Annotated in this window: 4 protein-coding genes; 3 read left to right on the top strand and 1 reads right to left on the bottom strand. The window is 57.3% G+C overall.

Going from position 1 to position 4692, the window contains the following annotated elements; all coding sequences use genetic code 11:
- Positions 1-844 precede the first annotated feature (844 nt).
- Positions 845-2134 carry a M18 family aminopeptidase gene (locus VGC62_RS07680; protein WP_331186472.1) on the top strand — a complete coding sequence of 430 codons (1290 nt, stop codon included), beginning with the start codon at positions 845-847 and terminating at the stop codon, positions 2132-2134.
- Positions 2135-2582: 448 nt separating this feature from the next.
- Positions 2583-3584 carry a phosphate ABC transporter substrate-binding protein PstS gene (gene pstS, locus VGC62_RS07675; RefSeq protein WP_414705758.1) on the top strand — a complete coding sequence of 334 codons (1002 nt, stop codon included), beginning with the start codon at positions 2583-2585 and terminating at the stop codon, positions 3582-3584.
- Between the two features lie 146 nt (positions 3585-3730).
- Here pstS and VGC62_RS07670 read toward each other — a convergent pair whose 3' ends face one another.
- Positions 3731-4003, bottom strand: coding sequence for a hypothetical protein (locus VGC62_RS07670; protein ID WP_331186471.1), 273 nt, complete (start codon positions 4001-4003; stop codon positions 3731-3733).
- A 542-nt stretch (positions 4004-4545) separates the two neighbouring features.
- Between VGC62_RS07670 and VGC62_RS07665 the strand changes: the two genes are divergently transcribed.
- Positions 4546-4692: LysR family transcriptional regulator (locus VGC62_RS07665; protein WP_331186473.1), on the top strand; the 147-nt coding region annotated here is incomplete at its 3' end.

Genomic DNA, 4692 nt, shown 5'->3' with positions numbered 1-4692 from the left:
GGCGCGGAGTGGGAGGGTGATGTACATGTTGGGTGGGACAGGGATGAGGATGAGACGGAGCGCAAAGAGAGGAGGAAGGAGAACAAGGTGGGAGGCACGATCGTCTTCAAAGGCAACACGCTCCCGTGGATGTGTGGCACTGGTCACTTTTTTCAAGAGCCAAAAAAGTAACCAAAAAGGCCCTGCTCCCGTGTCCGGCCCCTCCTTCGTCGGGGTTCCCTCACTCCGGCATTGCTCCGCCGGGACGCGCCGAACGGACATCCATGTCCTAGCGGCGCTCGCACGACATCCATGTCGTACGCCCGGCTGCGCAACACCTGCGCTCGGCCTCCCAAAGTCGCAATCTGTGGCGTTCACAAAATTTCTGTACAACACAGATCAAAAAAACAAAGCGCTCTTTGCTTTTGATTTTGATTTTCCATACGCGATGGCAAAGACACCGCCAATCGCGACTTGGGTGCAGGCCGAACGTAGGCGGCGCGCAGTGGGCTGACGGGCATGGATGTCCGTTCGGCGCGTGCCCACGGAGCGTCGCCGGAGTGAGGGAACCCCGACGAAGGAGGGGCCAAACCAGGAGCCAGACCTTTTGGTTACTTTTGGGGCGTTTGCCAAAAGTAACCCGCTGTAAGAGCGGAACCCATATCAGCATCACCCGAAATAACGGATATACACACAATCCCAGTGCCTCAAATGCGATCTGCTGTAAGAGCGCAACCGTTATCAGCCCCACCCCAAATAACGAATACCCCCATTCCCAACACAGGAAATACAACCCGCCATAAGGCCACTCGCTCCAACAGGCATAGGCCTGTAAACTCGCGCCCATTGCTGTCTGGAGTAACTTATGCGCGAAGAGTTGAACCAAGGCCTGATCGACTTCCTCAAGGCCTCCCCCACCCCCTTTCATGCCACCGCAAGCCTCGTCCAACGCTTGGAAGGCGCTGGCTTTCAGCGTCTCGATGAGCGTGAAACCTGGACCACCGAAGCCGGTGGTCGCTACTACGTCACCCGTAACGATTCGTCCATTGTTGCGTTCAAGCTGGGTCGTCTTTCGCCATTGGGCAACGGCATTCGTCTGGTGGGCGCTCATACCGACAGCCCTTGCCTGCGCGTTAAGCCGCAGCCTGAGTTGCAGCGTCAGGGCTTTTGGCAGCTTGGCGTTGAAGTGTATGGCGGCGCCCTGCTCGCCCCGTGGTTCGACCGTGATCTGTCGCTGGCAGGCCGTGTGACATTCCGCCGCGATGGCAAAGTCGAAAGCCAACTGATCGATTTCAAACTGCCGATTGCGGTCATCCCGAACCTGGCGATCCACCTCAATCGTACCGCCAATGAAGGCTGGACAATCAACCCGCAAAACGAGCTACCGCCGATTCTGGCTCAGGTCGCCGGTGACGAGCGCGCTGATTTCCGCGCCCTGCTCACCGACCAACTGACCCGCGAGCACGGCCTGAACGCTGACGTGGTGCTCGATTACGAGCTGAGTTTCTACGACACCCAAAGTGCCGCAATCGTGGGGCTCAATGGCGACTTCATTGCCGGCGCACGCCTGGACAATCTGTTGTCGTGCTTTGCCGGGCTGCAAGCGTTGCTCAATACCGATACGGAGCAAACGTGCCTGTTGGTCTGCACCGACCACGAAGAAGTGGGTTCTTCCTCAGCCTGTGGCGCTGATGGCCCGATGCTGGAGCAGATTCTGCAACGCCTGCTGCCTGAAGGTGACGACTACGTGCGCACCATTCAGAAATCGCTGCTTGTGTCAGCCGACAACGCCCACGGCGTACACCCCAATTACGCCGACAAACACGACGGCAATCATGGCCCCAAGCTCAATGCAGGCCCCGTGATCAAGGTCAACAGTAACCAGCGTTATGCCACCAACAGCGAAACCGCCGGTTTCTTCCGTCATCTGTGCATGGCCGAAGAGGTCCCGGTGCAAAGTTTCGTGGTGCGCAGCGACATGGGCTGTGGCTCGACCATTGGCCCGATCACTGCCAGCCACCTCGGTGTGCGCACCGTCGACATCGGCTTGCCCACGTTCGCGATGCACTCGATCCGCGAATTGGCGGGTAGCCAGGACTTGTCGCACTTGGTGAAAGTGCTGACGGCGTTTTATGCCTGCGTGGACTTGCCTTAACACCTGTATTAGCCGAACTGACGCCTTTGCGAGGCTTCTACATGGCGGGTCAGGGCCAGAGCGCACTGGAGCGCGGCGTGTCCCGCGACCTGGCGCGCAGCGGCAGTAAACCTGGTGTGCGCGGTCTGCCAGTCATACCGCGTGCGAAGGTTTACGACGGGTTCCCCGCCGGTCGCGGGACAAGCCCGGCTCCAATTACGGAAGATGCTTATGTGAGTCATCATCGCAAATGCGTTATGGGGACTTCTGGACCAGAAGATGATTTATCGCCAGAGAGGCAATGAATATATCGGCCCCTCATGAGCAAGCTCACTCCCCCACTAGATCGGTTGGCGTTCGGATCGTCACTCGCTGTCACAAAAACGTGCTGATTACTGTGATCCCATAAGGACATCACACTCGATGTCGCTCGATTACAGGAAGTCACCCCATGCTTCAGCTTTCCCGAATGATGCTCAGCGCCGGTCTGGGTATTGCGCTTACTCTATCGATACTCTCCAGCGCCAGCGCGGCCACCGAAGTAACCGGCGCAGGCTCGACGTTCGTTTATCCCGTGCTGTTTAAATGGGCGACCGACTACAACAAGAAGACCGGCATCCGCGTTAATTACCAATCCATTGGTTCCGGCGCCGGTATCGCGCAGATCAAGGAAGCGGCGGTGGATTTCGGCGCCAGTGACATGCCGATGAAGTCTGCCGAGCTGCAATCATTGGGGCTTCAGCAGTTTCCGTCAGTGATTGGTGGCGTGGTGCCGGTGATCAACGTCCCCTCCGTCGCGCCTGGCAGCCTCAAGCTCACCGGGCCGCTGCTGGCCAATATTTTCATGGGCAAGGTCATCAGGTGGAACGACCCGGCCATCGTGGCCCTCAATCCTGGCCAGAAGCTACCTGACGCGAAGATCACCGTGGTTTATCGCTCCGATGATTCAGGCACCACGTTCAACCTTGCCAGTTATTTTTCGCAGGTCAGCCCTGAGTGGAAATCCAGATTAGGCGAAGGCTCCTCGGTGAAATGGCCAGTAGGGCTCGGCAGCAAGGGCAGTGAAGGTGTTGCGGCATACGTCAAACAAATGCCCAACTCCATCGGTTACGTGGAGTACGCCTACATCAAGCAGCAAAAATTGAATTACGCGCTGCTGCAGAATGCGGCGGGCAATTTCGTCGCCCCGAGTGCGGAAAGCTTCCAGGCCGCAGCGGCAACCGCTGACTGGAAAAACGCCAAGGACTTCGACCTGTCGATGCTTAACGCGCCGGGTGAGCAAGCCTATCCGATGACTGCTGCGACGTTCATTATCATGTACCGCCAACCCAAGGACGCGACTCGCCAGAAGGCCGTGCATGATTTCTTTCGCTGGACGCTTGAGAGTGGGCAGGACCAAGCCCGCTCCCTGGATTTCGCACCGATTCCAACGGATTTGAAGAATCAGATCCAAGCATCCTGGGCGGATTGAACAGCAACCGTTGCACTGTTGTAGGGCAAACGAGACGCACAATCCTTTTCGCCGTGCGCTGTGTTTGACACCGCACTGAGCGCTCGCCGGCACGTTGGCGCCGGGAAGTTCGGCAGCGTGCTTGACACCCTGCACGCCCCTTCTGCTTATTGTCGGCGCGCCACCTTGTCCAGCGACGCGCTCCTCTCTTCGAGCACCGCCGCTTTCCTGGCAATCTCGGCACGCGCAATCCTGATGCGCGCGCGGCCTGCCTGGATCGCGTCCTCATGGGTTTTGAAAAGAGCATCAGGCGTGTACCACTTTCCTTTCAGCGTACGTTCGTGTTGACCGTCGCCGGTCCGCCCGACGAGTTGGACCTCGATCACTGCAAAATTTCTGGTCAGCACCCAGGCTGTGTAGGGGTATGTCTGCCCGCTCATCTTGGTCCTCAAAGCTGTGCTGTCTTGATGAGTTTTCTGATGGTGCCTATCTCCATCCAATTGCCTCTGCGTATTCGCCGTTGGTCCGCATTGGGATCTCAGCCGGCTGGGCGCGTACATCATAACGACCGCTGTATATATTTTAATATAGCGAAATCATCAGGACAGGTTTTACTGATCGCTGAAACGAATCTGCGCTAAAGACAAAGGGGCTTGGGTGCGTGCAAAAGAGGCCGAGCCGGAATTTTCGAAGCACTGCGTGAGGTGTTTGAAAACAGAAGCGTTTAGCCAACAACAAGGTAAACCCTGAGCTATAACAACTAGCGTTTCAGGGGGGGGGTAGATTCACACTGCATGCATAAGGGCGATGACGAACGGCCCGATTCTTGATACGCCTGATTGAAGATCATGAAACGCATCACGCGATAGGCTGACTCTAACGGGCGGTCGTTTTTTTTGTGCTCTATGCGCATGCATGCCGGCGACAAGTGTCGCTGTCGCGCACCGTTTTGATGCACCGCTCCAGGACTTTCGAGGTAGCAATGGCAGCGTACAACCTGCGGCAACTCAAGTATTTCGTCACTACCGTCGAGTGCGGCAGCGTGGCCGAAGCGTCACGCAAGCTTTACATCGCGCAGCCCTCGGTCTCGACCGCCATCAAGCACCTCGAAGAAAGCTTCGCTGTACAG

This window comes from Pseudomonas sp. (assembly GCF_036404235.1).
Taxonomy (GTDB): domain Bacteria; phylum Pseudomonadota; class Gammaproteobacteria; order Pseudomonadales; family Pseudomonadaceae; genus Aquipseudomonas.
This window is presented reverse-complemented; position numbering and strand designations above follow the sequence as displayed.

What these genes read in the sequence shown, in the direction of transcription:
- VGC62_RS07680 (WP_331186472.1), top strand. Translation starts at nt 845, where the DNA reads ATGCGCGAAGAGTTGAACCAAGGCCTGATCGACTTCCTCAAGGCCTCC.
- pstS (WP_414705758.1), top strand. Translation starts at nt 2,583, where the DNA reads ATGATGCTCAGCGCCGGTCTGGGTATTGCGCTTACTCTATCGATACTC.
- VGC62_RS07670 (WP_331186471.1), bottom strand. Translation starts at nt 4,003, where the DNA reads ATGAGCGGGCAGACATACCCCTACACAGCCTGGGTGCTGACCAGAAAT.